This window comes from Alteromonas sp. AWJ4_199 (assembly GCF_056159165.1).
This window is the reverse complement of the sequence record NZ_JBSWUR010000003.1, coordinates 23,324-50,304: the sequence shown is the minus strand read 5'-3', so window position 1 is coordinate 50,304 and position 26,981 is coordinate 23,324. Positions and strand designations below refer to the sequence as shown.

Annotated in this window: 20 protein-coding genes and 2 tRNA genes; 6 read left to right on the top strand and 16 right to left on the bottom strand. The window is 44.6% G+C overall.

What is annotated here, in order from left to right; genetic code table 11:
- Nucleotides 1-73: 73 nt before the first annotated feature.
- From ACXAER_RS17285 to ACXAER_RS17240, 10 genes are all read right to left on the bottom strand, one after another.
- Entirely contained in the window at nt 74-1,489 is a 1,416-nt protein-coding gene (locus ACXAER_RS17285) for a M20/M25/M40 family metallo-hydrolase (RefSeq protein WP_474831317.1), read from the bottom strand.
- 195 nt (nt 1,490-1,684) lie between these two features.
- On the bottom strand, nt 1,685-2,407 hold the full coding sequence (locus tag ACXAER_RS17280; protein WP_474831316.1) for an endonuclease III domain-containing protein: 723 nt from the start codon (nt 2,405-2,407) through the stop codon (nt 1,685-1,687).
- A 122-nt stretch (nt 2,408-2,529) separates the two neighbouring features.
- Nucleotides 2,530-3,222, bottom strand: coding sequence for an electron transport complex subunit E (locus tag ACXAER_RS17275; RefSeq protein WP_179982766.1), 693 nt, complete (start codon nt 3,220-3,222; stop codon nt 2,530-2,532).
- Nucleotides 3,215-4,108, bottom strand: coding sequence for an RnfABCDGE type electron transport complex subunit G (locus ACXAER_RS17270; protein WP_474831315.1), 894 nt, complete (start codon nt 4,106-4,108; stop codon nt 3,215-3,217). Before ACXAER_RS17270 ends, ACXAER_RS17275 begins: the two co-directional genes overlap by 8 nt.
- Complete coding sequence (rsxD, locus tag ACXAER_RS17265; protein ID WP_474831314.1) at nt 4,108-5,193, bottom strand: electron transport complex subunit RsxD; 1,086 nt, start codon at nt 5,191-5,193, stop codon at nt 4,108-4,110. The genes ACXAER_RS17270 and rsxD overlap by 1 nt, the downstream gene beginning before the upstream one ends.
- Complete coding sequence (gene rsxC, locus ACXAER_RS17260) at nt 5,190-8,066, bottom strand: electron transport complex subunit RsxC (RefSeq protein ID WP_474831671.1); 2,877 nt, start codon at nt 8,064-8,066, stop codon at nt 5,190-5,192. The genes rsxD and rsxC overlap by 4 nt, the downstream gene beginning before the upstream one ends.
- A gap of 5 nt (nt 8,067-8,071) precedes the next feature.
- Nucleotides 8,072-8,653, bottom strand: a complete 582-nt coding sequence (rsxB, locus tag ACXAER_RS17255) for an electron transport complex subunit RsxB (protein WP_118489864.1) — start codon at nt 8,651-8,653, stop codon at nt 8,072-8,074.
- On the bottom strand, nt 8,653-9,234 hold the full coding sequence (rsxA, locus tag ACXAER_RS17250) for an electron transport complex subunit RsxA (protein ID WP_014975993.1): 582 nt from the start codon (nt 9,232-9,234) through the stop codon (nt 8,653-8,655). Before rsxA ends, rsxB begins: the two co-directional genes overlap by 1 nt.
- Before the next feature lie 193 nt (nt 9,235-9,427).
- Nucleotides 9,428-9,504: transfer RNA gene (locus tag ACXAER_RS17245), tRNA-Asn, on the bottom strand.
- Nucleotides 9,505-9,531: 27 nt separating this feature from the next.
- Nucleotides 9,532-9,608 (bottom strand) — tRNA-Asn (locus ACXAER_RS17240).
- Nucleotides 9,609-10,606: 998 nt separating this feature from the next.
- On the opposite strand from ACXAER_RS17240, the gene ACXAER_RS17235 reads away from it, so the two are divergent.
- The 3 genes from ACXAER_RS17235 to ACXAER_RS17225 all read left to right on the top strand — a co-directional run bounded on the left by ACXAER_RS17235 (nt 10,607) and on the right by ACXAER_RS17225 (nt 15,353).
- The gene (locus ACXAER_RS17235; protein WP_474831313.1) at nt 10,607-11,980 is read left to right on the top strand and encodes an MATE family efflux transporter; all 1,374 of its coding nucleotides are present in this window, start codon (nt 10,607-10,609) and stop codon (nt 11,978-11,980) included.
- Nucleotides 11,981-12,073: 93 nt separating this feature from the next.
- Nucleotides 12,074-14,089 (top strand): excinuclease ABC subunit UvrB, encoded by a 2,016-nt coding sequence (gene uvrB / locus ACXAER_RS17230; protein ID WP_474831312.1) that lies wholly within the window; start codon nt 12,074-12,076, stop codon nt 14,087-14,089.
- A gap of 337 nt (nt 14,090-14,426) precedes the next feature.
- Nucleotides 14,427-15,353, top strand: coding sequence for a LysR family transcriptional regulator (locus ACXAER_RS17225; protein ID WP_474831311.1), 927 nt, complete (start codon nt 14,427-14,429; stop codon nt 15,351-15,353).
- A gap of 109 nt (nt 15,354-15,462) precedes the next feature.
- Here the strand turns inward: ACXAER_RS17225 and queC are convergent, their stop codons facing one another.
- Nucleotides 15,463-16,119 carry a 7-cyano-7-deazaguanine synthase QueC gene (gene queC, locus ACXAER_RS17220; protein WP_334057735.1) on the bottom strand — a complete coding sequence of 219 codons (657 nt, stop codon included), beginning with the start codon at nt 16,117-16,119 and terminating at the stop codon, nt 15,463-15,465.
- Between the two features lie 94 nt (nt 16,120-16,213).
- Here queC and queE point away from each other — a divergent pair, with 94 nt between their 5' ends.
- Together queE and ACXAER_RS17210 are read left to right on the top strand one after the other, a co-directional pair.
- On the top strand, nt 16,214-16,888 hold the full coding sequence (queE, locus tag ACXAER_RS17215) for a 7-carboxy-7-deazaguanine synthase QueE (RefSeq protein ID WP_474831310.1): 675 nt from the start codon (nt 16,214-16,216) through the stop codon (nt 16,886-16,888).
- 100 nt (nt 16,889-16,988) lie between these two features.
- Nucleotides 16,989-17,870: a type 2 periplasmic-binding domain-containing protein gene (locus tag ACXAER_RS17210; RefSeq protein ID WP_474831309.1), complete on the top strand. Its 882-nt coding sequence runs from the start codon at nt 16,989-16,991 to the stop codon at nt 17,868-17,870.
- Nucleotides 17,871-17,937: 67 nt separating this feature from the next.
- Here the strand turns inward: ACXAER_RS17210 and asnB are convergent, their stop codons facing one another.
- Both asnB and ACXAER_RS17200 read right to left on the bottom strand, forming a co-directional pair.
- Nucleotides 17,938-19,608 carry an asparagine synthase B gene (gene asnB, locus ACXAER_RS17205; protein WP_118489858.1) on the bottom strand — a complete coding sequence of 557 codons (1,671 nt, stop codon included), beginning with the start codon at nt 19,606-19,608 and terminating at the stop codon, nt 17,938-17,940.
- 399 nt (nt 19,609-20,007) lie between these two features.
- Nucleotides 20,008-21,675 carry a M28 family metallopeptidase gene (locus ACXAER_RS17200; RefSeq protein WP_474831308.1) on the bottom strand — a complete coding sequence of 556 codons (1,668 nt, stop codon included), beginning with the start codon at nt 21,673-21,675 and terminating at the stop codon, nt 20,008-20,010.
- 70 nt (nt 21,676-21,745) lie between these two features.
- Here ACXAER_RS17200 and ACXAER_RS17195 point away from each other — a divergent pair, with 70 nt between their 5' ends.
- On the top strand, nt 21,746-22,699 hold the full coding sequence (locus ACXAER_RS17195) for a DUF3025 domain-containing protein (RefSeq protein ID WP_474831307.1): 954 nt from the start codon (nt 21,746-21,748) through the stop codon (nt 22,697-22,699).
- A gap of 150 nt (nt 22,700-22,849) precedes the next feature.
- Here ACXAER_RS17195 and ACXAER_RS17190 read toward each other — a convergent pair whose 3' ends face one another.
- The 3 genes from ACXAER_RS17190 to cysN all read right to left on the bottom strand — a co-directional run bounded on the left by ACXAER_RS17190 (nt 22,850) and on the right by cysN (nt 26,980).
- Nucleotides 22,850-23,554, bottom strand: a complete 705-nt coding sequence (locus ACXAER_RS17190; RefSeq protein WP_474831306.1) for a YIP1 family protein — start codon at nt 23,552-23,554, stop codon at nt 22,850-22,852.
- A gap of 269 nt (nt 23,555-23,823) precedes the next feature.
- The gene (locus tag ACXAER_RS17185; protein ID WP_474831305.1) at nt 23,824-25,548 is read right to left on the bottom strand and encodes an SLC13 family permease; all 1,725 of its coding nucleotides are present in this window, start codon (nt 25,546-25,548) and stop codon (nt 23,824-23,826) included.
- Nucleotides 25,549-25,564: 16 nt separating this feature from the next.
- Nucleotides 25,565-26,980, bottom strand: a complete 1,416-nt coding sequence (gene cysN, locus ACXAER_RS17180) for a sulfate adenylyltransferase subunit CysN (protein ID WP_474831304.1) — start codon at nt 26,978-26,980, stop codon at nt 25,565-25,567.
- Nucleotide 26,981: the final 1 nt, after the last annotated feature.

The following is a 26,981-nucleotide window of genomic DNA, read 5'->3' as shown; positions in this document are numbered from 1 at the left end:
GCTGTTGCAAGAGAAGCATTGGCTAGTACGGGAGTGTACTAACCAATCTCGTTATAGAAATAACCCCTGACTTTTATTTGGCTTTTAAGTCGACGTCTGAATCTGCTAACAGATATATGCTTGCTGCATAAGCTGCAATGTTTTGCGCCAGTTCATCAGGGTTAATTTTATCCAATGTGTCATCAGGCGTGTGATGAAGATCGAAATAATCTCGTCCGTTCTGGTTCAACCGGATAGTCGGTACGCCTTTCGCTGCTAGCGGTATAATGTCGGGGCCGCCACCAGCAACGTCTGAACCACCGCGAATTATACCTAGCGGGGACAGGATTTTTGCGATTTCATCTACCAGTACTGTTGCTTCAGGGTTCACATTCGACACAAGTTGCCAAATTGTTTGCGCACCAAAATCAGACTCAGTAGCCAGAACGTGGTTAGCAAGGTTCTTTTCATGCTGTTTTGCATAAGCAAACGCGCCTAACAAGCCTACTTCTTCAGCGCCAAACATAACTACACGAATGGTGCGTTTAGGGCGTTCAGGCAGTGATGCAATTAATGCGGCTGCCGCTGTGGTAATAGCAACGCCGGCACCGTCATCTACAGCGCCAGTGCCGAGGTCCCAGCTGTCTAAGTGACCACCAATAAGCACAATCTCTTCAGGCTTTTCACTTCCTACTAAATCTAGTATTACGTTGCCGCTATTTACTTCGCCTTTCCACTTTGACTCAGAATGGAGCGATAACGACAGTGGCTTGCCTAAATTGTGTAGGCGTCGAAGATGATCAGCGTCGGGGTTCGAAATAGCAACAACCGGAATATCGGCCCACTCATCGCCGTCTGAACTCATCATGCCGGAGTGAGGGAAGCGATGGGAGTCTGAGCCTACCGAACGTACAACTAGCGCTTCAGCGCCACCACGTTGCGCATGTTGCCAACCAATGCGTCTACGTTGATTTGCTTGTCCGTAGCCCGCACCGGTTTGGCTTTTTACCATGGCGTCGCCATCGACAAACGCAATTTTGCCTTTCAGCGCGCCGTCTTTAACTGCGGTTAGTGCATGAATATCCCTGAAATATACGATGTCAGCGTTGATCTCGCTCTCTGAAGGAGCAGCTCCACCTAACGCGGTACCGTAAAGGGGCTGCATGTATGGTGCAGTAAGTGAAATATGTAAGTGACCCCTGTCCCAGAAGGGCATGCTAAACTCTTCAATGCTCACTTTATCAAACCCAAGGTTCTTTCCTACCTTAACACCCCAATCTCTGGCGCGCTTTTCTGCTTCTGAACCGCCAAGGCGTGGGCCTATCTCTGTAGTGAGTGATTCTACGATGCTATAGCCTAAGTCACTTTTCAGCGCTTTTTGAATTAGCGTTTCCGCAGTTTTCTTTTGCTCGTCAGTAATGGGGGAAGTTTCAGCAAAAACGCCAAAGCTGCATGCACTTACTAATGCACCAAACGCTAGATTCCTAGCGATATTATTCAATCGGGACATGTGTTCTCCGTGGATTATTTTTATATTTTTGTTTACTTGCGTGAGCAAAACTCTACCCCAAACATCATAGCTAATTTGATTGTCCCTTTCGAGGCAAACTACAAGCGTAACTCGTGTGTTAGTCGCAAAATTGTTTGTGTGAGTAAGTGAGTGGAATTAAAAAGAGGAGCCGAATGGCTCCTCTCTAAAAATGTTCTATTTACGCTTCTTCTTAAGCGCCAACTTTTGCTTTTTCTCTTGTTCTTTCAGCACTTCGTTAATAAAGCTCTTTCTGCCGAACTCACGTGTGATAACACACTTGTTTAAGTCGAAGCCGCGGGCAGGGCAGTATTCTCTGCCGTACAAGATAATCTGCAGATGGAGGTCGTTCCACCTTTCTTTTGGAAACAAGCGTTTTGCGTCACGCTCTGTCTGCTCAACACTCTTTCCGTTCGATAAACCCCAGCGGTACATCAAACGATGAATATGAGTATCTACCGGGAAAGCAGGAATACCAAAGCCTTGAGACATAACCACCGCGGCCGTTTTGTGGCCAACAGCAGGCATGGCCTCCAGCGCTTCAAAATTTGCTGGAACTTCACCATTGTGTTGTTTGATGATCATATCGGACAAATGCCAAATGCCTTTCGACTTCATAGGCGATAATCCACAAGGGCGGATAATGTCTTGTATTTCTTCAATACTCATCAACACCATGTCGTAGGGATTATCCGCGCGAGCGAATAACTTTGGCGTAATTTGATTAACGCGCTCGTCGGTACATTGTGCCGATAATAGAACCGCAATGAGTAACGTATATGGGTCTTTGTGATCTAAGAAGATAGGAATTTCTGGATAAAGGTCATCCAAAATTCGCATTATTTCTTTTACTTTTTCCTGCTTAGAAAGCGGCTTTGCTGGCTTAACTATATTATTCATTTTTAAATACTTTTTTAATACGGTCGCTAAACAAGGTGTAAATTTTTTAAGTTAAAACGTTTGCGCCATCTGCTGAATTTTTCACTTACTCCGTCAAGCCACGCTAACAATTACAGTATGATTTAACTCTCTGCAGTAACACGCACGCGCTCTGCTTTCACTGCAGGCGATGTTTGTTTAGCTGCTAATTTAGCATCTATGCTGTTTTTAATAGCAATAAGAAGTCCCATGCCTAAAAACGCACCCGGCGGTAATATCGCAAGCAAAAATGGGTTTTCTGTGTTGAAAAGTGTAATAGTCCAATTCGCAGCAATGGGTCCAAATAGCCTATCTGCACCCGCTAATAACGTACCCGCACCTAGTATTTCTCGCATGCCGCCTAGTACCACCAACACAGCAGTAAAGCCTAAGCCCATCATGAACCCATCGTATGCGGACGCAAGGGGCCCGTTTTTCGATGCGAAGGCCTCGGCGCGACCTATAATGGCGCAGTTAGTTACAATCAGTGGAATGAAAATACCTAACGCTAAGTAAAGGTCGTAGGTATAGGCATTCATTAGAAGCTGAACAATGGTTACAAATGCTGCAATAATCATAACGAAAACAGGGATGCGAATCTCGTTTCTTACCACATTTCGAACGAGTGAAACGGTAATGTTACTGCCAATTAAAACCAACATGGTAGCAAGGCCAAGCCCTAAACCATTAATGAAGGTAGCGGTAACGGCTAGTAGGGGGCACAATCCTAACAGCTGTACTAGCGCAGGGTTGTTCTTCCAAAGCCCTTGCAAGGACAGGTCGCGAAAGTCAGTCACGTTGTAACTCCTCTACACTATAAGGTTGCGTTTCATCCACGTTAACGGCATCTATCGTTTCAACCGAATCTGTTGTTGCACAGGTGTTGGGAGCGGAGAATAGCGCACTTTGGTTAGCCTGAGCGTAAAGTAAAGCTTCACGTACCGCTGAGACTACCGCTCTTGGCGTTATTGTAGCGCCTGTGAATTGGTCAAATTCGCCGCCATCTTTTTTGACTTGCCATGGAGCTAGGTTATCTGGTGAGAAAGACTTGCCGCTGAAGCTTGTGATCCAATTGCTTACTGCAAGCTCTATTTTATCACCAAGCCCAGGGGTTTCTTTATGTTCGATAACGCGTACGCCAAGTACCGTCATACTTATTCTATTAGTATTGGGCGCAGAAATATCGGGCGCATTCTCGTCTTGCTCTGATGATCTCTGAGGTGTTGAATTAAGCTCGGTCATATCCGAGAGCGCTAACGCGGTGGTATTGAGATTTTCGCTCTCACTGTCGAGCGATTCGGTACTCGAGCTGCTTTGTGTGTTTGCACTAACTGGTGCATCCACTTTTACACCAACAACAATATCTATATTACCGCTATAACCATCTGGAGCGGTGGCTTCCAGCACAAGCGCGCTAGGTTGGCCGCTTAGCGTGGCACGGTATATCTTATGGGCTTTTTTTATGCCCAGTTCAGGGGCATTGACTTCTGTGCAGTTGGCGTACAGAGCATTGTCATGGAATTCGCTAGGTACGACTTCATTCAGTACGCTTAGTAATTTTTGCTGCTTCTGTTGCTCAATTTTGTCTTGTGTACCAAAAAAAGTTAATGCTATCAACGCTGTGGTAACAACGGCAAACGCACCTAACATAAGGCCGTTTTTGGCCAAGCTTTCTTTCATCATTATTGCTTACCTCGGCCTTTGCCCACATTTTTACCGTAAACACGAGGGCGGGTGTAATAGTCAATAAGCGGTACCGCCATATTCATAATGATCACCGCAAACGCCACCGCATCGGGGTAACCACCAAATGTACGTATTATAACTACCCAAAAACCAATGGCAGCTCCAAATATAATTCGGCCTTTTGGGGTTGTTGACGCTGAAACCGGGTCGGTGGCGATAAAGAATGCGCCTACCATTACTGCCCCATTAAACAGGTGGAATAGCGGTGAAGCATAGTAGTCGGCGTGAACTAAATGAAGAAGTGATGCACAAACGAATACGCTCAGCAGCATGCCGCCTGGGATGTGCCAGCTAATAACGCGGGTTTTCCATAGGTAGAGACCACCGAGTAAATAAGCAAGACTTACTATGCCCCATCCTGCACCGGCGGCTTCGAATATACCGCCATCGAAGATAGGTTTAGCTAATGACTCTGAGTAGGTTACGCCTTGCGTTAGGTCGGTTTTCAATGTATCTAACGGTGTTGCCATGGTTACACCATCGGCAATGGTTTTGAGTTGAGTGACATCGTATCCACTGGTAGTAAAACCAGTAAAGATGAGTGAAGCCGAATCTAAAAAGCTTGGCGTGATGCCAGCGTGAGTCGCGGGAGGCAGCCATAGGCTCATGGCTGCCGGGAATGAAATAAGCAGCACCACGTAAGCAATCATGGCTGGGTTGAAAATATTAAAGCCAAGTCCACCGTACACCTGTTTAGCTACCGCAATGGCGAAGAAAACGCCTGTCACCGTCATCCACCATGGCAGAGTAGGTGGAATACTAATCGCGATTAACAAGCCGGTTAAAACCGCACTGTAATCAGTAAGAGTGCGTTCGATAGGGCGTTTTCTTAGATATAAAATAACCCCTTCAATAACTAGTGCACTTGCTACCGCAATAACCGCTTGAATAAGCATGCCCCAACCAAAAAAAATAGATTGGGCTATCATGCCTGGGAGCATGGCGTAAATGACCATGCGCATGACCTGTCCGGTATCGCGTTTAACCCGTTGGTGTGGTGAACTCGATAGACTTAACTTCATTCTGATTCTTTCTCTTGTTCAGCCGCCGCTTTTTTCGCTTTTGCTTTTGCAATGGCTGCCGCTATACGTGCTTTCTTTTCATCTTGAGCAGTGTGTTGAGAAGTTGTTTGCGCACTTGTTGTTTGTTCTACATTATTAGGCGTCTCGCTCTGCTCTGTATCTTTGTCGCTTTGTTGTTCAGCAGTATCTTGTGAGAACGCTAAATCTTCATTCCCGCTTTGAGCAAGTTTCTTTGCTTTGGCCTTTGCCACTGCGGCAGCTATACGCGCTTTTTTCCCGTCGGCGTCACCTTTAGATGGAGCGTCGTTAGTATTCTCATTAGGCGTGCTGGTTTCATCTTGCGCTTTTTGCGTTGAAGCAGCCTCCATGCTGAGATCACTATCGCTAGCATCTTCGTGCTCGCCTTCTATATTGTCCTCTAGATTCCCTTCCTGTTTGGCCGCTTTTTTGGCTTTTGCTTTCGCCACGGCGGCAGCAATGCGGGCCTTTTTCTGTTCCGCTTCGCTCAAGTTGCTAGATGAATTTAAAGCCTTGTTATCCTGAGCACCATTATCTTGGCCGTTGACGCTTTGAGGATCCGCTTCTGTTTGCAAGCTAACGTCTTGGCTGTCTGTGTCAGCTTCACTAACAGGGCTAGATGCTTGTGCTTTTTGCGACGCAGCCTTTTTGGCTTTCGCTTTAGCAACGGCAGCAGCTATCCTAGCCTTCTTTTCATCCTTAGCATCCATTCCACCTAGCGCTTCTTCAGACTGATTGTCTTGCTGCTCGTCTAATTGAGTGGGCGTAGCCTGCTCAGATTGGCCACTCGCGTTATTTTTAGCTGCTTTTTGCGCTTTTGCTCTAGCAACGGCCGCAGCAATTCGCGCTTTTTTCTGTTCCTCAACTGATAGGTCTGCGTTAGTTTCAGTATTTGAAGGCTCAGAATTTGATGTCTCAGAATTTGAAAGAACAGCATTTTTTTCGTCTTGAGAACCCGCTTGGTTTTCTGTTGACGCATCTGAATGCTGGCCAGCTTGAGCTGCTTTCTTCGCTTTCGCTCTGGCGATAGCTGCGGCAACTTTGGCCTTTTTGTCATCTTCTGGCGAAGGTGCCTGAGCCGCTGACTCAGTGGCGTTTTCAGCTTGCTCTGAACCTTGAGTTCGGGCTGCTTTCTTCGCCTTTGCTCTGGCAATTGCCGCGGCTACCTGAGCTTTTTTATCGTCTGCCGGTGAGCTAGGCTCGTCAGCGTTTACTGGTGTATTTTCGTCCTTAGCCTTGGCCTGCATTGCCGCTTTTTTCGCTTTCGCCCGTGCAAGCGCCGCCGCTACTTTATCCTTTGCTTCAGTTGCGGCAGCGTCAGCCGAGTTATTTGCATTATCTACAGCTGCAGCATTTTGTTCTTTGGCTTTATTTGCGGCTAACCGCGCCTCTTTTGCTTTTCTATGCTTTGCTTCTCGCTCCAGTTTTTCACGCTCTAAACGCTCTTTACGCGCTTCAAAACGCTGTTTGGCCTTCTCAGCTTTGTTCTTTTCATCGCGCTGAATGCGTATTTCAGATTTAGCTTGGCGATAGTAATGCACCAGTGGGATCTCGCTGGGGCAAACGTAAGCACATGCACCGCACTCTATACAGTCGAAAAGGTCGTATTCTTCGGCTTTATCGTATTCTTTTGCTTTGGCGTGCCAAAACATCTGTTGGGGAAGCAATGACGCAGGGCATGCGTCGGCGCATGCACTACAGCGAATACAGGGGCGCTCTGCATTGTCGTCTACCAGCTCTTTTTTTGCTGGAACCAGCAAACAGTTGGTGGTTTTCACCACGGGGATTGTAGCGTCTGATAAGGTAAAGCCCATCATAGGCCCGCCCATAATCACTTTAGGTGCTTTTTGTTTTTTCGGATTGTAGTTTGCTTCATCCAATAGATGAGAGACGGGCGTACCCAGCAACGCTCTAAAATTGCTTGGTGATTCAACGGCTTCACCAGTTACGGTAACAACACGTTCAATCAGCGGCTTGCCGTGTAGAATAGCATCTGCAATAGCATAGCAGGTAGCCACGTTGAACATCATCACCCCTACGTCAGCAGGCAATCCATTTCTTGGAACTTCTCGGCCAGTTAGAACCTGAATCAGCTGTTTTTCGCCGCCGGCAGGGTATTTAGTTTCAACGCTAACAACGCGGTAATCTTTCTTATCCTGACAGGCAATATTGAGTGCCTCGAAAGCTTCGGGCTTGTTGTCTTCAACCGCAACTACTATGGCTTTCGGCCCAATAAGGTGAGTAAGAATATCTAGACCCTGGCGTATTTGCCACGCGTGCTCACGCATCAATCGATCATCAGACGTGATATAAGGTTCACACTCAATCCCATTTAAAATAAGAAACTCAACAGGTTTAGATGTTGAGGTTTTAATATGGGTCGGAAAGCCTGCGCCACCCATTCCTGAAATTCCTGCCTGGCAGATAGCTTCAATAAGTTTGTTTTTATCAAGCTCGCTGTAATTAGCGATGGGCGACAGGTCGGCCCATGTGTCTTTCCCATCCGGGCGTATCGATATACACATTTCTGTTAAGCCGCTAGGGTGCGCTACAACATGCGGCGCTATTGCAACGACTTCTCCAGAGGTGGGAGCGTGTACAGGTACCGAAAAAGGCGAGGAGCTTTGCGACAGAATTTGGCCTTTTAACACGGTTTCGCCAACTTCTACGCAGCATATTCCGTCTGAACCAATGTGCTGGCGCAATGGTACTACCAATAACTCAGGCAACGATGGCTTTTTAATTACCGAGGTATTAGAAAGTGATTTTTTATCGTCAGGATGCACACCACCTGGAAATGAGTACAGCTTCCCCGCCTCAAGCGCTTCTATAATTGAATCAAAACTTGGATACATCACAATTACGATACCATTTTGATAGGGATATCACCTTTAGGTGATGATTCGAAATCCCACTTCCATGTAGAAGTAGTTTGAACTATTGGCACCATGTCAATGCAGTCCACAGGGCAGGGGTCTACACATAAGTCACATCCTGTACATTCGTCGGTAATAACTGTGTGCATATGTTTGGCGGCACCTAAAATGGCATCGACAGGGCAGGCTTGAATACATTTGGTACAGCCGATGCACTCATCTTCTCGAATGAAAGCAACTTTTTTGACGTCTTCCTCGCCGTGCGCTGCATCAAGGGGCTTGGGTTCAACACCCATTAAGTCTGCAAGTTTTTTGATCGTTGCTTCACCGCCCGGAGGACATTTATTAATGTCATCGCCATCTGCAATGGCTTCAGCATAAGGTTTACAACCTGGATAACCACATTGACCACATTGGGTTTGTGGTAACACAGCATCAATTTGCTCGACAAGTGGGTCGCCCTCTACTTTAAAGCGAATGCTCGCATAGCCCAAGACTAGGCCAAAAATAAGGGCGAGGACGCCAATAGCAATAACGGCAAGTATGATCGCAGTAGACATTGACATTACACCTTCACCAATCCACTAAATCCCATAAATGCAAGGGACATGAGGCCTGCGGTAATCATGGCAATTGATGCCCCTTTGAATGAGACCGGTACGTCAGCAGCAGCCAAACGCTCACGCATGGCCGCAAATAACACCAGTACAAGAGAGAACCCCACAGCAGCGCCGAAACCATAAATAAGACTCTGCATGAAATTATGCTGTTCGGTAAGGTTTAATAGCGCTACACCAAGGACTGCACAGTTGGTTGTGATAAGAGGGAGAAATATACCTAGCAGCCTATATAAGGTAGGGCTGGTTTTGTGCACGACCATTTCTGTGAACTGAACCACCACCGCGATAACAAGAATAAAGGCCAGCGTTCTAAGGTAACCGATGCCCAGTGGAGCAAGTAAATAGGTTTCCACTAGGTAGCTCGATGCAGAGGCAAGCGTGAGAACAAATGTGGTGGCCATAGACATACCCATGGCGGTTTCCAGTTTGCCAGACACACCCATGAACGGGCACAAGCCGAGAAACTTAACCAACACAAAGTTGTTAACCAGTACTGTACCAATCAATAGCAGTAAAAATTCAGTCATGAATAACGCAATTCCTTTGAGGAATCTTGACGGACAATGCCCGCGAATTAAAAAGAAAAACAGATTAGGTCTATTATCCCTTTTTAGAACGGGTTTAACAACTTGATTGAATTAGGGTTATTTAATGTCTAAACGCGTTGTTTTAGGAATTAAAATAGAATGAAGTGGGTGAGGCGATTAAGAGCCAACTAAGTGGCTCCCCCTCCCCGACTCGAACGGGGGACCTGCGGATTAACAGTCCGTCGCTCTAACCAACTGAGCTAAGGGGGAATCGACACCTAAGTTGTTTGCTGAAGTTGGCTCCCCCTCCCCGACTCGAACGGGGGACCTGCGGATTAACAGTCCGTCGCTCTAACCAACTGAGCTAAGGGGGACCTGTGCTTCAACGGAGGCGAATATTAAAGACGTACTTGGGAACTGTCAACAACATAAATGAAATATTTGTGCTGACTGCGCAAAAAATAGCTTTTTAGCGCCTTTGTGTTCAAATTGTCGTCAATGCTGAGAAAGTGATGGTTAATAACTGTCCATTATTACATCTTTGCTTATAAACAAGTGTGCTTTTTGCTTATAGTTAAATGGATTTTTCTTTTTTCTTTTATATCTCATTAAGTGCAATGGATATAACTAAAAAGAATAAAAAATTGCTTCCATACTGTTATTATGTACAGCCTTTAATAAATCTGTAACCTGTACCTGAGGATTAAAAGGTTAGTCACCACTTACGTGATGGGAAATTAATCGAGCACAAAATCCCGCCGAATATGGTCTGGCGGTAGTTATCCACTAAATCTGTGGATAACTATGTTGATAGCTTAGATTCGTCTACGATTTTTAATAGATCAGGTATAACTTGATCTGGGTGAATCGTGCGTTTCAGGCTATAATAAAATATAATATACAAAGACTTAGGTCTATTTTTGTGATCGTTACTCTCGATCTAAATAGATCGGTTGAACAAAAAGTAGCTTGTGTGTTAATTCAACGAATGACTAAATGCTATCCAACTAAATCCGTGCTATTCGTGAGTGCCTTACAAGTTATTAACATTTTTGTTGTTCTTTCAATCGTTAAGCGGTGAAAACTTAATGTGATCGAACTTCAGGAGTGACTATATTAAAAGTGAAATGGAATAGAAACTAAACTGTCACGGAATTACTCACATATTTATTGTGTACAAATTTATATAAAGTAGTGTTTTTAGCGAATAATGAACAAATTCGTACAGCGCATGCATTTTCATTAAAAACACCATATTTCTTCTCTCCCTCTTGATCTTTGCTTTGTTTATCGAAACTGAATGGCTAAATAGCGTTCACCGTTTTACACTAGCGTGCAATTAATTAGGGGAATTTAGTCAGCCGGAGAACTAGTGATAAAAAGTAACGCTAAACAACGTACTTCCGACTTATTGGGAGGAGATATAGGTACTACGTTAAAGCGTATGACTATTCCTATGATATTAGGAATGGTAATGATGATGAGCTTCGGACTTATCGATACCTTTTTCGTCAGCTTGCTGGGCACAGACCCTCTAGCTGCTATAAGTTTTACCTTTCCAGTGACCTTCACAGTAATCAGTCTGAATATTGGTTTAGGTATAGGAACCTCAGCAATAATAGGGAAGTTGCAGGGTAGTAAGGAAATAACCAAGTCCCAGCACTATGCTACAGGCTCGCTTATGCTGTCTGTTCTACTGGTAGGGACATTAGCAATGATTGGCTTTTTTACCATAGAGCCTGTGTTCAAATTGCTTAATGCGACAGACAATTTAATGCCATATATATCTGATTATATGGGGCTCTGGTATTTGTCGAGCATCTTTTTAGCTATGCCTATGGTGGGCAATAGTGTACTACGCGCATGTGGTGATACCCGAACGCCAAGTATTGTAATGGCTGCGGGAGGGGGACTAAATGCGTTGCTAGACCCTATTTTTATATTCGGACTTGGGCCCATCCCTGCGATGGGAATAAAAGGTGCGGCTCTGGCCACCTTTATCGCGTGGATTGTTGGCGCTTTGTGGATACTTTATATTTTGGCTGTTCGCCGAAAGCTTATGTTACCTAGATTGCTCACGCTTTCGGAGTTGCGTGATAGCAGCCGTGAAATTCTCAAGATAGGACTGCCCGCGGCAGGTGCGAACATGCTTACCCCTGTCGCTGGTGGTGTAATGACAGCTGTAGTCGCTGGTTACGGTGCTGAAGCGGTTGCAGCTTGGGGAGTGGGTAATAGAATGGAGTCCATTGCTAGTATTATCGTGCTAGCACTTTCTATGACACTGCCTCCTTTTATAAGTCAAAACGTAGGGGCAGGGCAGGTAGAGCGCGTAAAAAAAGCATATTCGCTTACATTGAAGTTTGTTCTTATTTGGCAGTTTGGCATTTTTCTTGTCATGTGGGCACTGTCTAGCTGGATAGCCGTCGCTTTTGCTAATGAAGTCGAAGTTAGCGTATTAATACAGCTGTTTTTGATGATAGTGCCGTTAGGTTACGGCATGCAGGGAATTATCATTCTGACTAACTCATCGTTAAACGCTATGCACCGCCCCATGACAGCATTGATATTAAGTGTCATCCGCTTATTTGTTTTCTTCGTACCAATTAGCGTTGCGGGTAGCTTTTTCTTCGACCTAAAAGGGCTATTTGCCGGAACCGTCATTGCTAATATTGCAATGGCATGTGTTTCACTTGTTGTTTTCAAGCGCGCGTTAGCTCAGCTTGAGGCAGACACAGTAAATTCTTAATGCGGCGAATGCCAATCCCGGTTAGCACGTCTTTTTTAACAGATGTGTACACAAGCAATATTTAAGCAGTAAGCTAAAGGAAAGGTTAAATAAATGAGTAGAGGGTTTGAGCTTCATTCTAAATACAAACCAGCTGGTGACCAGCCTAAGGCCATCGAAGCTTTAGTGGATGGACTTGAGAGTGGCTTGGCCGGTCAGACATTGCTGGGTGTTACAGGGTCAGGTAAAACCTTTACTATGGCTAACGTCATCAAAGAAGTGCAGCGACCCACCCTTATACTGGCACACAACAAAACATTAGCGGCTCAACTTTACGGTGAAATGAAAGAGTTTTTCCCCAATAACGCCGTAGAGTACTTTGTTTCATATTACGATTATTATCAGCCAGAAGCCTACGTTCCAAGTACCGATACCTTTATTGAGAAAGACGCGTCTATTAATGACCACATTGAGCAAATGCGGTTATCAGCTACCAAGGCACTGATGGAGCGCCGGGACGTAGTCATTGTGGCCAGCGTGTCGGCTATTTATGGCTTGGGTGACCCTGAATCCTATATGAAAATGCTGTTGCACCTTCGACAGGGCGACACCATGGATCAGCGTGATATTTTACGTCGCCTTGCTGAACTGCAGTACAAGCGTAACGATTTGGCCTTTGAACGGGGTACATTCCGCGTGCGTGGCGATGTCATCGATATCTTTCCTGCCGACTCTGAAAAGCAAGCCGTAAGGGTAGAACTGTTTGACGATGAAATAGATAAGATAAGTCTGTTCGACCCGTTAACGGGCGCAGTGGATAAGTCTGTTATTCGCGCGACGGTTTTTCCAAAAACGCACTATGTAACACCGCGAGAGAAAATTCTGAATGCGATTGAGCATATAAAGGACGAATTGGGCGATCGCAAAAAGCAGCTTCAAGAAACGAATAAGCTTATTGAAGAGCAGCGTATCTCACAACGTACCCAGTTTGATATCGAAATGATGATGGAGCTTGGATATTGTTCGGGTATTGAAAACTATTCCCGCTATTTATCGGGACGAGCGCCGGGCGAGCCACCTCCAACTTTATTAGATTACTTCCCAGCAGACGGTCTGATGTTTATCGATGAGTCTCACGTTACCGTTTCTCAAGTAGGGGCCATGTACCGTGGTGATCGCTCTAGGAAAGAAACCCTAGTTGAATTTGGTTTCAGATTGCCGTCTGCGTTAGACAATCGCCCGCTAAAGTTTGAAGAATTTGAGCAAATTTGCCCTCAAACTATTTATGTTTCTGCTACGCCGGGCGACTATGAACTTAAGAAAACCGATGGTGAGATAGTTGAGCAGGTTGTGCGTCCAACGGGTCTGCTAGACCCTGTTATTGAAGTACGTCCTGTAGCCACTCAGGTTGATGATGTCCTGTCTGAAATTCAAAAGCGGGTAGCGCTTGACGAACGTGTGCTTATTACTACCTTAACCAAGCGTATGGCTGAAGATTTAAGCGAGTATTTAAATGAGCACGGCGTTAAAGTTCGTTATCTGCATTCGGATATCGATACCGTAGAGCGAATTGAAATAATCCGAGACTTGCGACTGGGTAAATTCGACGTGTTGGTAGGTATTAACCTTTTACGTGAAGGTTTAGACATGCCGGAAGTGTCGCTGGTGGCTATCTTAGATGCCGATAAAGAAGGCTTCTTGCGCGCTGAACGTTCGTTAATCCAGACTATTGGTAGAGCCGCGCGTCATGTGAATGGTAAAGCTATTTTGTACGCTGACAGTATTACCAAGTCGATGAAAAAAGCGATGGACGAGACTGAGCGCCGTCGTGAGAAGCAAATGGCGCATAATGAGGCAAATGGTATAACGCCAATGCGACTTAACAAGCCTATTACCGATATTATGGACTTAGGCGACAGCGCGCACCCAGCGTCTGGAAAAGTCAGACTGCGCAAAGTTGAAGAGAAGAAGAAGCAACAGAAAACAGCAAGTGCTACTGAATTAATGGACCAAATCACGGAGCTTGAAAAGCAGATGTTTGAATATGCGCGTGAGCTTGAGTTTGAAAAAGCGGCGTCACTTCGTGACGATATTGAATCAATTAGAAAACAGGTAGTTGCGCTTTCTTAAGCATTTTACCCAGTCAACGCCCTCAGTACTTATTGGGGGCGCTTTACTTGCGCAGGCATTTTTTATTCAAATCGTGAGTTAAAAATTGCCATAAAACCTCCTAAACACATGTTTCGTATAAATTTGAATAACACATCTCTACTTGCTCTTCACCTTTGCTTATGTTCTTTTTACTTATGTAAAAATATTCCTGTAGATAACTATTTACGAAACAGAGAAGTTGTTTTTTTATTATTAAATGAGACGAAAAGCAGCAAAATGTCGTTGTAATAGCACGATTAGTTACATATAGTTCTTATTAGAGTATCTATAACTATACCTAAAAACAGGTGCTAACATGCTTAATCGTCTTCAGGAGTCAGATATCAAGCTACTGCGTGTGTTTTATGCTGTAGCGAGCTGCAACGGATTTACTGCAGCTGAACCTGTGTTGCGAATGCAACGTCCAAATATCAGTGCCGCCATTAAAAAGCTCGAAGAGCGTTTGGATTTGGTGCTATGTCATCGTGGTCGTGGTGGCTTTCAAATGACAAAAGAAGGTGAGGTGGTTTTTCAAGAAACCAAGCGCATCTTCAATGCCTTCGACAACTTTGTTTTCAATTTAAAATCGCTACACGATGATTATTCTGGCCATATCACGCTCGTGTTAATGGCAGGCCTTCCGCTATCAATGCACTTGGCCGTTAGTAAAGCGGTTAAAAGTACGATGAAGAAGTTTGACGATATTCATGTGAATATCCAAACTCGCCTATACAACGAAGTAGAACATGTAGCGTTATCGGGAGAGTGCCACCTTGTGGTTTCAACCTATGACATGGTAAAGCCAGAATCCGTCACTTTTCACCCAGTGGGGATCGAAACTGAAGGGCGCTTATATTGCGCGCCAACCCATCCATTGGCCAAGTATCGCGATACTGAATTGCCAGAAAATGTGAAAATTGGTGACTATCCTGCGATTGGTATCGCTGGCCTTTCGTCGGCTAACTATATTGAAGATGAAACCAGGCTATCTATTCAAACCTTTTCTGATTCTTTTGACGCCGCAATGTCCGCAATTATGACGGGCGAATATATCGGTTTATTACCCGATTATATGGCGAAAGAGCAGGGAGCGGCGTTAGGGCTTGTGCCTATTGCTCAAGGGAGTCTTTTTAACTTTAGCCACGAGTTGTTTGTGATGAACGGCAAAAACACGCGGTTAAACCCGGTATTACGCCACTGCATTAAAGAGTTAAGTTATTTTATTTCTGAAAGCCAGAAGTAGTTTCATCAATACAGCTAATATAAAAACACCTCTTGTTCTAAAGCGTTCATAAATACGCAGGGAACAAGAGGTGTTTTTTATTGAGTATGTTTATTTGTATGAGCAGTACTTATTCGTACTCTAGTGGGTCGGTAGCGTTGTTTTCCTTAAAAGCTTCTAAACGCTCTTCACATGCACCGCATTTCCCGCACGCTTTCTCTCTGCCGTTGTAGCATGTCCATGTTTGCCCATAGTCCAAACCCATCGACAAGCCGTCAGTCAAAATGGCTGTTTTGCTGTCGTCGATATAGGGCGTCATTATGGTAACAGGGGTGTAGTTAGCAATACCGCATACGTCATTCATTTTATGCACGAATTCTGGGCGGCAGTCGGGATAAATGGCGTGGTCACCAGAGTGTGCACCATAATAGACTTCATTGGCATCCAAACTCACTGCATAGCCAACCGCCAACGACAGCAATATCATGTTGCGGTTAGGCACTACGGTTTGTTTCATGCTTGGCTCTTCATAATGACCTTCAGGCACATCGATATCTGACGTCAGGGCAGAGCCACCAATAAGTGTATTAATAGCGCTAATATCAACAATCTTGTGAGGCACATTAAGTGATTTACACACGTTCGCTGCATAGTCGAGCTCTTTCTTGTGGCGCTGACCATAGTTAAAGCTTAATGCGTGGACTTTTTTGCCTGCCTTTAGCGCTTTGTGCAGTACAGTGAAAGAGTCCATGCCTCCTGAATAGATAACAACAACGTTTTCTGACATAGTTTTTGAAGATTTAAGAAATTATCCCCGAATTTTATGTGATCCTTGGTAAAATCCCAACATACAATCGTTAAAGGGTGTCAAATTGTCTGTAATGTCCACATTAAACATCAATGAGATGTTTGAAACTATCCAGGGTGAAGGTGCTCACACAGGTATACCTTCTATTTTTGTTCGTCTGCAGGGCTGCCCTGTAGGCTGCCCATGGTGTGATACTAAACATACGTGGGAAATTAAACCTGATTTAAGTGTTTCGCCTCAGGCTGTGATAACCAAAGGCGAAGAGTCAGAAAGTTATTTCATCTCAAGTGAAGACGCCTTGCTGGCCGAATTTAGTAAGCAAGGATACGTGGCAAAACACGTAGTCATCACTGGAGGTGAGCCTTGTATGTACGATTTACGCCCATTGACAACCCTGCTACACAATAGTGGTTACACCACGCAAATTGAAACCAGCGGCACCTTTGAAGTGCTCTGTGATGAGCGCACTTACGTAACTGTTTCACCTAAAATAAATATGAAAGGTGGATACGACGTTTTAGTCAGTGCTTTAGAAAGAGCAAACGAAATTAAGCATCCTATTGCTATGCAAAAGCATATTGATGAACTTGACGCTCTGCTGAGCAGCGTATCATCGCTGGAAGGAAAACAGGTTTGTTTACAACCAATTAGCCAGCAGAAGAGAGCAACTGAACTCGCTGTGCGGACTTGTATTGAGCGCAACTGGCGGCTATCTTTACAAACACACAAATACATTGGCATTGAATAAATGTTTAATACATATCTGCCTTTTAAAAGAATAAAACGCGATCAAGAGTACTCAGCTCACTCTATAACTCACTCTTTAATTCAACGTGGGCATAAAGAAAATGCACAGCTTCAACTTGCTTAAAAAAGCCGTTACTGCAGCTATTGCTCTATGTCTTTGGGCTATTGTACCAATGGCAGATGGCGCTACATGGACGATTACCTATCCCAGGCCGATCGACGACTCCGATGCACGTGCACAATATCCTATTGCTTTATTGAAACTCGCTCTCGATAAAACAGGTGTCAATTACGAGCTTCGCCCTTCGGATCGCATCTTACTGACGAGTAAGGCTATGCGCCAGCTACGTGAGAATAGAGAAGTTAACGTTGTGTGGAGCATGACAGATAACCAGCGCGAAAAAGAGCTGACTCCTATTCGAATACCTATCGCCAAAGGGCTTATTGGCTTTCGCGTCTTTGTTATTAACGAAGACAAAAAGTCGAAGTTTGATGATGTATTGTCGTTGAACGATATGCGTAAACTTGTTCCTATCCAAGGAGAAGAGTGGCCAGATACTAAGATTTTGCAAGCTAACGGGTTCAATGTTTTCACCGTGCCTGAATTTCGTGAAGCGTATGACATGATTAAACAGGGCAAAGGTGACTTTTTCCCCCGCTCGGTGATGGAGGTGAGCGCAGAACTCGAGGAAGAAGGCCGTCGCACTAATCTCTACCTCGAGCCTTCAATGGCCCTTTATTACCCGACAGCAATGTACTACTTCGTTAATGGGAATAATAAAACATTAGAAAACCTCATTCAGACTGGCCTAAATAGAGCTATAGAAGACGGTTCATTTGACGCCTTGTTTGAGTCTACCTATGCGCCTATCTTAGAGTCTCTAGACGTTAGTGAGCGCAAAATATTTACTCTGGAAAACCCATTGCTTCCTATTGAGACGCCTCTCACTAATTCTGCACTCTGGTATAAACCTACGTTATAAAGAGTTAAACAGAAATAAAAAACGCAGCCTAAGCTGCGTTTTATACATATCTTTATTTAGGCGTCTATTAAGACTCGCCAGCGTGAACATCTTTCATTGAGCGACCAGATGGGTCGGCATTGTTCTTAAAGCTCTCGTCCCATTCAAGAGCTTCTGCAGTACTACAGGCGATTGACTTACCGCCAGGTACGCAGCGCGCGGCACTTTCTTGAGGGAAGTAGCTCTCGAAAATAGTACGGTAGTAATAGCCTTCTTTGGTGTCAGGCGTATTCACTGGGAAGCGGAATTCAGCAGTAGCCAGTTGTTGGTCGGTTACTTCGTTTTCCACAAAGTCGCGAATTGAGTCAATCCACGAATAACCTACACCGTCACCAAACTGTTCTTTCTGGCGCCACAATACTTCCGCGGGAAGGGTTTCGCCGTTATCAAATGCTTTACGAAGGATCCACTTCTCCATTTTTCCATCAAGACACATCTTGTCTTGTGGGTTTAGGCGCATGGCTACGTCAATAAAGTTCTTATCTAAGAAAGGAACACGTGCTTCAACACCCCATGCTGACGTCGCTTTGTTGGCGCGAGCACAGTCAAACATGTGAAGACGATCCAGCTTACGTACCGTTTCTTCGTGGAACTCTTTGGCATTTGGCGCCTTATGGAAATACAGATAGCCACCAAAGATTTCATCAGAGCCTTCACCCGAAAGCACCATCTTTATACCCATTGCTTTAATCTTGCGGGTCATAAGGTACATAGGGGTAGCGGCGCGGATAGTGGTTGTATCGTAGGTCTCAAGATGGAAGATAACATCACGGATGGCATCTAAACCTTCTTGAATGGTGAAATGGATTTCATGGTGAACGGTACCAATCATATCCGCCACTTTCTTCGCAGCTTTAAGGTCAGGAGCACCTTCAAGACCTACAGCAAAACTGTGAAGGCGTGGCCACCACGCGTCAGTCTTGTCTTCATCTTCGACACGTTTGGCTACGTACTGTGCAGCCACAGCAGAAACCAGTGATGAGTCTAGACCACCAGACAACAGAACTGCGTAAGGCACGTCAGACATCATGTGTGACTTCACCGCTTTCTCAAACGCTACACGAAGCTCGTCTAAATCGCTTGTGTTGTCTTTTACGTTGTCGTATTCCATCCAGTCGCGTTTGTAGTACTTAGTGATTTTTCCTTCTTTGCTCCACAGGTAGTGACCTGGAGGGAATTCACTAATTGTCTTACATACGCCCGCTAGTGCTTTCATTTCTGACGAAACATAGAAGTTTCCGTGTTCATCGTAACCCGTATAAAGCGGGATAATACCAATGTGGTCACGGGCAATCAGGTAAGCGTCTTGTTCTTCATCGTAAAGAATAAACGCGAACATGCCTTCTAGGTCATCAATAAAGTCGATGCCTTTTTGCTGAAAAAGCGGAAGGATAACTTCACAATCTGAACGGGTTTTAAATGGATACGGCTCATCTAAGTCAGCGGCTAGCTGCTTGTGATTATAAATCTCGCCGTTAACCGCAAGAATTTGCTTATCGTTTTGGCTGATAAGAGGCTGTGCCCCTGTATCTACGTCGACAATCGCCAGTCTTTCGTGACAAAGAATGGTATTGTCATTATTCCAGATACCCGACCAGTCAGGGCCACGGTGGCGCAATAGTTTTGATAAATCGAGGGCTTGGGTTCTGAGTTCAGACACATCGGTTTTGATATCAAGGATACCGAAAATACCACACATATAACGGATTCTCTCTGTTCACTTGTTGAAAAAAATAATAGAAGTTTTTTCTGTCGGTACTCGCGTACGAGTGAGCGAAGGATTGTTTTTATTCTTTTTTCGCGTGCCTTGAATGTGCCAGTCTGACAGGAAATTGCAAGTAGATTATGATGAGAAAATGGAAATACTTATTCCTTTTATCTCAAAACAGCCGTTTATTAACATTTTTATCCTATTTAGAATGCATAATTATTATGTCAACTAAATAGCCCGTGAGTTTTCTGAATAGTAAAAAATAGCAATTCGAAGCCGCTTGAAGCAGTGATATAGTAAAGAGAAGTAAGAAAGGGCCTGTAAAAAGGCCCTTTTAGTTTTACTGCATAACTAAGCATTTTTGACGCTTAGAAGTCAGAGCGGATATTAATTTTTGCGCTGAAACTCACTTGCTTCATTCCATTTAGGCCAAGTGTCAGCATTCGCAACGCCGACACCCACATCAAACAGCATCTGCGTGTCTTGTACAATGCCGCTTAAGTCCCAGTCATCGCGATATTGGTCGCACACTTGATGGTAGCAGCCTGTCACGATAACGTTCATACGTTTTCTGTACTTAGCCGTTTCTTCATCTGCTGGCTCATTGCCGCCCTCTGCATAAAGTGCTGGTACACCTTGTTTAGCAAAGCTGAAGTGGTCAGAACGGTAGTAGTAACCTGCTTCAGGTCGGTCTTCTTGGGTAAGCGTTCGGCCTTGCTTAACTGCAGCGGCTTCAAGGTAGTCTTCCATTTCTGATTTGCCCATGCCTACAACCGCCACGTTCTTGGTTTTACCCAAAACGTTCATTGCATCCATATTGATGTTCGCAACGGTATTTTCAATAGGAATAACGGGGTTGCTGGCATAAAACTTACTGCCCAATAGCCCTTGTTCTTCAGCGGTTACCACTAAAAATGATACCGAGCGTTTTGGTGCAGGCGTAAGTTCTGAATAGGCTTTAGCCATAGCAAGCATTGCTGCAGTACCTGTGGCGTTGTCGTGCGCGCCGTTATAGATTTGGTCGCCTTCTTTGCTCTCATCTTTACCTAGATGATCCCAATGTGCCGTGTAGATAATATGCTCATCAGGAAACTCGGTACCCGGTAATGTGGCGATTACATTGTTGCTTTCTGACTTTTTGAACGTGTTTTTTACGGTAACCGAGGCTTTGATATCCATCGCTTTGCTATATGGACCTTGCATGGCATTAGCTTTTTCGGCATCAAAATCAAGGCCGGCATCAGCAAACACTTTTTTCGCAGCATCTAACGTAAGCCAACCTTCAACAGCAACGCGGCTCGCGCCTTTATCGGCACTAACTAAACCGTACTGCGGACCACTCCAGCTGTTTGCAACAACAGACCAGCCATAAGACGCTGGCGCGGTTTCGTGAACGATAATGGCACCCGCCGCCCCTTGTCGACTCGCCTCTTCGTATTTGTAACTCCAACGGCCATAATAGGTCATGGTAGTACCTTGAAACTTACCGCTTTCTGGGTTTTCAAAACCAGGGTCGTTGATTAGCATAACCACGGTTTTGCCCTTAACATCCAACCCTTCGTAATCGTTCCAGTCGTATTCTGGTGCATTAACGCCGTAACCAACGAACACCAGTTCGGAATCTTCAAGAGATACCGAGCTTTGCTCACGCTTCGAAGAGGCAACCATTTGCTCTTTGTAGGCAAAGATATTGTCGCCTATGCTCATGGTCATATCTGGATCAGCTGTGATTTCCATAAGCGCAACTTTTTGAAGGAAGCTATCGCCATTACCCGGCTTAAGACCTGCTTTAGTAAATTCACTGACCAAGTAATCAATGGTTTTCTTTTCACCTTCAGTCGTTGGTAAACGACCTTCAAACTCATCGGAAGACAAGACTTTTAACGGCTCGCGGATATCAGCATCAGAAATGCTGTTATAAACACTGTCGAAGTTAGAAGCCACAGGCATAGTTTTCTGCGCTTTATCGTTTGTCGTGGTGCTGTCGTTGTTAGGTGTGCAAGCACTTACGCCTAAAAGGGTAGGTACAAGCAATGGCAAAAACATTTTTTTCATTGTTAGTCTCTGTTTGCTCTACAATACGCGACCAGTATAGAGAAAACCCCAAAGCGAACCAATAGTTGATATGCAATCAAACTCAATCCCCTTCTGTAAAGACTACTTACTAAAACACGCCAGTAAACCGGTTACGGCGCTTCTTGAAGAGGTTGGCTTGCTTAGTAACGACGAATTTCCTACGCCTGAACAGCTAAATGAATTAACGACTCGATATTATGATCATTGGCAAGGCCCCTTGTTTAAGGGACAAAGCCAGTTTTCACATGATGACGAGCGGTATTACGAGACCATCATTAGCGAAGACGGTGTAGTTCCTACCCGAGAGCATAGCTGGCACGACTTGTTTAATGCACTTATCTGGCTGCAGTTTCCAAAAACAAAATCTTTGTTAAACGCGCTACATATTAGTGATATCAATGCGCACGGTGTAAACCCCAGAACGGCGCGCCGCAATCGCATTACTCACTTCGATGAGTGTGGTGTAGTCCTTGCGATTGAAGCCTCTGAGAACACTGCTTTAAATAAGCCTAAGCGAACAGCAACACTTGCTAACTCATATAGCAAAGCGACAGGTAAGGCCATGCAAGGTGCGTCATGTGATAGTGACACCCTTGAAACGTTTTTAGCGGAATTAGCATCCCATCAGTGGGAGCGTGTCTTTGTCGAAAAACGGGTGCTGTGGCACACACAGGTTAGCCCTTTTATCTTCGGACACGCGAATTTGGAAATGATGTTAAACCCATTTATAGGTCTTACAGGCAAGTGGTTAGCAGTAGCTGTACCATATGGTTTTAGCCGTCTCAATAAATGGCAGCAGCGCTTGCTGTTAGACGATGCGATGACAGCACGCATCAAAGCGTTAAATTATTTTGAAAAAACACCGCTTTTAAAGCCATTGCCTTTGCTTGGTGTTCCTTTGTGGCACAGTCAACAAGATGAAACGTTTTATCAGAATAAAGACTATTTTAAACCGCTACGCGAGGGAAGTAAGCCGACAATTCAGCTACCTTTGTGGTCTTAAAGGGCTTGGGCCCGTTGACTTGTGCACCGCGTTTTTTAAATTAAGCTTCGAAAATTTAAATTTTAGGTAGGAGCTTGTCGCTGCCTCCGTTTTATCGGGGCAGCGACAACAAATAGCCAAGTGGAAAGCGGGCTATTGAAAGTGATTTTTTTAGAATAGCGCTAAAGCAATCAACCAAATACCGTAGATAACCACATACGGGGCGCTTGCAATGAGTGCCGCTTTCTTAAGAGGAAAAGACGTCCACTGCGAGATGCCTACGGTGGCCAAATAAATTCCCCAAAAAAGCTCTAATCTTAAAGCTTGTCCGAAAGCGTACCAAGGCGAGTCCATCGGGATATTCGCAATATACCCAAGAGACGCTGGCGACAAGATTGATGGCGCTACCTGATGGTCGCCAGCAAACAACAGCAGAGCAACGCCAACCAAACCAGTCAGCACATAAGGCATTGAAAGCCACCACGCAAAACCGTACCAGTCAGTAAAACCGAAAACATGACTGTCATCTGAACGTGTCATCAAGTTTACGTAAACGGCATAAACAGCGTTAACAATGATAGGAACAAAAAAAGCGCCGATAATAGAAGACCAAAGTAGCGCATCTCTTGTGAAAAAAGACTTCATCTGCTCTTCTTCAGCCGGGCTCATATCGCCCTGTGAAGCGATGTTCATTTCTGCAAACCACTCAATGTCGACAAAGTTCACATAAAGATATTGTGATACTAGTGTGATAGTCATAACCAAGACAAACGGCATCCAGCTCCAGTTGTTGTGCTCACCAACTGCTTTAAAGACACCATTCGGTTTAAAAAAGATATCATTACACGCTTGAAAAGGATTCGTCACAGTGTGCATCCCTTGCTCCTCTTTCTTAGTTTTTATTTGCTACTTAGGTTTTGTGTAAAACAATGCTGTAAATTATTGTTCGTTAACACGTAGATAAGTATAAAGATTACTGGCGGGCACACATTATGTACAGCACAAGATTCTGATAAAGAGTCATTTTTTTGTAAGGGAAAATGAATAAAGTTAGTTAATTGTAGCGCGCAGATTCGGTTAAAGAGCAGTAAAAAGGGAAGCTAGGCTTCCCTTTTGTTTTTTATGCTAGTAAGACCGTACACAGCCTATAGATAAGTTATATTCAGCAGCGTTAGCACTATTGTGCTGTACATTACAGATATAGGTAACCCTATCTTTATAAAGTGCGCAAATTTGTAGTTGGCAGCATTGTAAACCAAGAGGTTGGTTTGGTAGCCAAATGGCGATATAAAGCTCGCGCTTGCCGCAAAGGCAACGGCTAAAGCAAATGGCATTAGCGGTGCGCCGATAATTTGCACTAGCCCATAAGCAAACGGGAACATTAATGCCGCAGCTGCATTGTTGGTAACGAACTCAGTTAAAAGTAAGGTTAGCAAGTAGATAACCACGAGCGCCACAAACCAATCAGTGCCCGCCAAAAGAGGCATGAGCGCTTCGGTTGTAGTGGTAATGACCCCAGAGTTTTCGAGCGCAGTGGCTAAACTTAGCGCACCGACTATTACAACAATCAAGTTTAGCGGCAGGTTTCGCTTCATTTCGCCGTTTGACGTAACCCTAACGCCGATAAGCACCGCAGCTAAGAACAATAAACCAATAGCCAATGAAATGACATTAGTCGCGGCTAATAACACAGTCGTAAGGAAACCACCAAGGGTGATCCACTCTTGCTTATTGGTTAATGGGCGGGCAATTTTTTGCTCAGACAAAATGAAAAAGTTTTTGTTTAAGTTTTGACGAGTCGCAAAGTCTGGGCCCGTAGCTAAAAGCAAGAAGTCTCCCGCCTGAAGCTTTATTTCGCCTAACTTCCCTGATAGTTGCTCTCCATCGCGGCGAATAGCGACGACAGCGGCATCGAACAGCGCTCTGAAACCAAGGTTCTTAATGGTTTGCCCAATTATTTGAGCGCGGTTGGCTACTACAACTTCCGTTAAGCTTTCACGCAAAACACCATCAGTTTCTGCGAACATGCTTAATCCTTTTATATGGCTTAAGTTATCTAGCTTTTGGACATTGCCAGAGAAGATCAGTTTGTCGTTTTCCAGAATAACCAGATCAGGCCCAACAGGAGATATCAGGTTGCCATTGCGCACCACTTCAACCAAAAAGAGTTCTGGTAAGTTACGTAAATGGTTTTGTTCTACGGTTTTGCCGATGAGCTCTGAAACTGCTTCGACTTCTGCTTCAACCATATACTCATGATAGTTATTGTTCTTGTTGCCAATATTAGGTAGCAAAGGTAATAACATGAACATGAGAAGGCCACAGCTTAGCCCAGCAATAGAGCCATACAGAGTGAAGTCGAAGAAATTGAAGCCAGGGTGCCCGTGCTCTTGTAGAAAGCTATCTACAATAAGGTTAGTTGAGGTACCAATTAAAGTCACCGTGCCACCGAGTATTGCAGCGTACGAGAGCGGGATCAGTAGTCGGGAAGCGGGGTGATATTGGTTTTGTTTTATAGGGCCAATAAGGCTAGCCACAATAGCGGTGTTATTGAGTAGCGCTGAAGAAACAAAAGTAAGTGAGAACAGTCGCCAGTAAGAATGCGTAAAGTTAGCACTAACAAGTTTTCTACCTAGGCGTTTTATTAGCGCTGTTTTATCAATTGCACTGCTTACCAAAAGCAACAAAACAAGGGTAATAAGCCCCTTGTTTGTTAAATTTAGCAAGATGTCATCAAGAGATAACTGCTGGGTAACCAGTAAAGCTAACACTGCACCAGAAAACACAGTAGAAGGGCGCTGACTGGTAAAAATCAGCGCACATATCGTACTGACAAAAATTGCCAGTACGATGAACTGGGTCACATCCATATTGCTCCAGTCCTGCTTATAGTTTACTGATATCCACAGAGTTCCAATGCGGGAAGTGCTTGCGAACTAATGCATTGAATTCAAGTTCAAACTCAGAGAAGTTAGGCGAAGTATGTTGTGCATCACCCGCTATTTGGTCGATGATCATACCTGCACCTACCGTACCATTGGTTAAACGGTCGATAACAATGAATGAACCTGTAGGACGGTTGCGCTTGTACGGGTCACAGGCGACTGGCTGAGTGAACTTAACGTCTACCACACCAATTTCGTTAAGATTTAGGTGCATGGCATCTGTTTCTTCAAGCGTGTTCACATCAATTTGATTATCGATATGAGCAACAACCCCTGGCGTTGACTTAGTCGCGAACTTAAACAAGTATTGCTTGTTTGGCATTAGCGGCTCTTCAGACATCCACACTAAATGTGTTTTGAACTGGGTGTTAAGCAGTGGCAAGTTGTCTGATTTCACAATCATGTCGCCACGAGAGATATCAATTTCGTCTTCAAGGGTTAGCGTAACCGCTTGAGGTACATAAGCGCGTTCTTGATCGCCTTCAAATGTAACCACTTGCTTAACTTTTGATTTCTTACCTGAAGGAAGTGCCGTCACTTCATCGCCTGGTGCAACCTGGCCTGATACTACCGTACCGGCAAAGCCACGGAAGTCTAGGTTAGGGCGGTTAACATACTGTACAGGGAAGCGGAAATCTTCTTGATTGTCATCTTCACCAATTTCAATATTTTCTAGCATTTCCATTAGTGGCGTGCCGTCAAACCAAGGTGTTTTTTCACTTACACCTACCACGTTATCGCCTTCAAGCGCTGAAATAGGAACAAACTGAATATCAGGAATATCAAGCTGTTCAGCAAACTTCAGGTAATCTTCCTGAATCTGCTTGTACACTTCTTCTGAATAGTCCATTAAGTCCATTTTGTTGATAGCAACAATAACGTGCTTAATACCTAGAAGTGAAACTAGGAATGAGTGACGCTTGGTTTGCACTTTAACGCCACCACGTGCATCAACAAGGATAATAGCAAGGTCGCACGTTGACGCGCCAGTTACCATGTTGCGCGTGTACTGCTCATGCCCTGGGGTATCAGCGATAATAAATTTACGCTTGTCGGTAGAGAAGTAGCGGTATGCTACGTCAATTGTAATACCTTGTTCACGTTCAGACTGAAGGCCGTCTACAAGAAGGGCAAGGTCAACTTTCTCGCCTGTAGTGCCCACTTTTTTGCTGTCTTTAGTGATAGCGGCAAGCTGGTCTTCATAAATCATTTTTGAATCGTGAAGTAAGCGACCAATAAGGGTACTCTTACCGTCGTCTACGCTACCGCAGGTAAGGAAACGTAGCATGTCTTTCTTTTCGTGTTGCTCAAGGTAAGACAGAACGTCCTGTCTTAATAATTCGTTTTCATTGTTCATG

What these genes read in the sequence shown, in the direction of transcription:
- cysN (WP_474831304.1), bottom strand. Translation starts at nt 26,980, where the DNA reads ATGAACAATGAAAACGAATTATTAAGACAGGACGTTCTGTCTTACCTT.
- ACXAER_RS17280 (WP_474831316.1), bottom strand. Translation starts at nt 2,407, where the DNA reads ATGAATAATATAGTTAAGCCAGCAAAGCCGCTTTCTAAGCAGGAAAAA.
- ACXAER_RS17200 (WP_474831308.1), bottom strand. Translation starts at nt 21,675, where the DNA reads ATGAAAAAAATGTTTTTGCCATTGCTTGTACCTACCCTTTTAGGCGTA.
- ACXAER_RS17225 (WP_474831311.1), top strand. Translation starts at nt 14,427, where the DNA reads ATGCTTAATCGTCTTCAGGAGTCAGATATCAAGCTACTGCGTGTGTTT.
- ACXAER_RS17210 (WP_474831309.1), top strand. Translation starts at nt 16,989, where the DNA reads ATGCACAGCTTCAACTTGCTTAAAAAAGCCGTTACTGCAGCTATTGCT.
- queC (WP_334057735.1), bottom strand. Translation starts at nt 16,119, where the DNA reads ATGTCAGAAAACGTTGTTGTTATCTATTCAGGAGGCATGGACTCTTTC.
- rsxC (WP_474831671.1), bottom strand. Translation starts at nt 8,066, where the DNA reads ATGTATCCAAGTTTTGATTCAATTATAGAAGCGCTTGAGGCGGGGAAG.
- rsxA (WP_014975993.1), bottom strand. Translation starts at nt 9,234, where the DNA reads ATGACTGAATTTTTACTGCTATTGATTGGTACAGTACTGGTTAACAAC.
- rsxB (WP_118489864.1), bottom strand. Translation starts at nt 8,653, where the DNA reads ATGTCAATGTCTACTGCGATCATACTTGCCGTTATTGCTATTGGCGTC.
- rsxD (WP_474831314.1), bottom strand. Translation starts at nt 5,193, where the DNA reads ATGAAGTTAAGTCTATCGAGTTCACCACACCAACGGGTTAAACGCGAT.
- uvrB (WP_474831312.1), top strand. Translation starts at nt 12,074, where the DNA reads ATGAGTAGAGGGTTTGAGCTTCATTCTAAATACAAACCAGCTGGTGAC.
- queE (WP_474831310.1), top strand. Translation starts at nt 16,214, where the DNA reads ATGTCCACATTAAACATCAATGAGATGTTTGAAACTATCCAGGGTGAA.
- ACXAER_RS17270 (WP_474831315.1), bottom strand. Translation starts at nt 4,108, where the DNA reads ATGATGAAAGAAAGCTTGGCCAAAAACGGCCTTATGTTAGGTGCGTTT.
- ACXAER_RS17190 (WP_474831306.1), bottom strand. Translation starts at nt 23,554, where the DNA reads ATGCACACTGTGACGAATCCTTTTCAAGCGTGTAATGATATCTTTTTT.
- ACXAER_RS17195 (WP_474831307.1), top strand. Translation starts at nt 21,746, where the DNA reads ATGCAATCAAACTCAATCCCCTTCTGTAAAGACTACTTACTAAAACAC.
- ACXAER_RS17285 (WP_474831317.1), bottom strand. Translation starts at nt 1,489, where the DNA reads ATGTCCCGATTGAATAATATCGCTAGGAATCTAGCGTTTGGTGCATTA.
- asnB (WP_118489858.1), bottom strand. Translation starts at nt 19,608, where the DNA reads ATGTGTGGTATTTTCGGTATCCTTGATATCAAAACCGATGTGTCTGAA.
- ACXAER_RS17185 (WP_474831305.1), bottom strand. Translation starts at nt 25,548, where the DNA reads ATGGATGTGACCCAGTTCATCGTACTGGCAATTTTTGTCAGTACGATA.